Annotated in this window: 1 protein-coding gene; it reads right to left on the bottom strand. The window is 65.8% G+C overall.

Annotated elements, in window-relative coordinates; translation table 11 throughout:
• The coding region (locus tag ABEA43_RS67970) for a TCP-1/cpn60 chaperonin family protein (protein ID WP_345581685.1) at positions 1 to 547 on the bottom strand (547 nt) is incomplete at both ends.

Below are 547 nucleotides of genomic sequence, written 5' to 3'. Positions count from 1 at the left end.
TCACCGGCGCCGTCCACGATCGTGGTCTCGTCCTTGGTCACCACGACCTTGCGGGCGCGGCCGAGCAGGTCGAGGGTGGCGTTCTCCAGCTTGAGACCGACCTCCTCGGAGACGACCTGACCACCGGCGAGGATCGCGATGTCCTGCAGCATGGCCTTGCGGCGGTCACCGAAGCCCGGGGCCTTGACGGCCACGGAGCGGAACAGGCCGCGGATCTTGTTGACCACCAGGGTCGCCAGGGCTTCGCCCTCGACGTCCTCGGCGATGATCAGCAGCGGCTTGCCCGACTGGACGACCTTGTCGAGCAGCGGCAGCAGGTCCTTGTTGGCGGAGACCTTGCCGTTGACGATCAGGATGTACGGGTCCTCGAGCACGGCCTCCATGCGGTCCGAGTCGGTGACGAAGTACATCGACGTCATGCCCTTGTCGAAGCGCATGCCCTCGGTGAGCTCAAGCTCAAGGCCGAAGGTGTTGCTCTCCTCGACGGTGATGACGCCTTCCTTGCCGACCTTGTCCATCGCCTCGGCGATGAGCGCGCCGATCTCGG

This window comes from Nonomuraea rosea, assembly GCF_039539705.1.
In the GTDB taxonomy this organism is placed as follows: Bacteria; Actinomycetota; Actinomycetes; order Streptosporangiales; family Streptosporangiaceae; genus Nonomuraea; species Nonomuraea rosea.
The sequence above is the reverse complement of the archived record's forward strand: the minus strand, read 5'-3'. Positions and strand labels throughout refer to the sequence as shown.